The following is a 357-nucleotide window of genomic DNA, read 5'->3' as shown; positions in this document are numbered from 1 at the left end:
GATCGCCGCGAAGTGGTGGCCGAACAGCACGTGCTTGTTGGTCGGCACGTAGTCCAGGCCGTCGTTGTGGCGCCACGCGGGCGTCATGCGTTTGGGGTCGAGCTGCATCACCTTGTCGGCGATGAAGCGGCTGTAGTAGCGGTACGCGATCAGGTAGATGCAGAGCGCGGCAACCACGATCCACAGTGCACTGACGGCTTCCCCGCGCGACAGCGCGACGGTGGCGAAGGCAAACGCGCCGAGCACGGCGACGGCCAGCCACAACAGGTGTTGTCCGATGCGATTCATGTTGAAGGGTCTCCTCAGACCGGATATGAAAAACCTGGCGACGCGGATGGCGGGCAGAGTGGGTGGTGC

General features: G+C 63.9%; 1 protein-coding gene. It reads right to left on the bottom strand.

The annotated features are described in order from the left end of the window. Positions 1–288 (bottom strand): carbon starvation CstA family protein (locus tag AC1DKD_RS42560; RefSeq protein WP_477144912.1); only part of this gene is annotated, 288 nt, incomplete at its 3' end. Positions 289–357 lie beyond the last annotated feature (69 nt).

The sequence above is a fragment of the Cupriavidus sp. 05T313 genome (assembly GCF_056396665.1).
The sequence above is the reverse complement of the archived record's forward strand: the minus strand, read 5'-3'. Positions and strand labels throughout refer to the sequence as shown.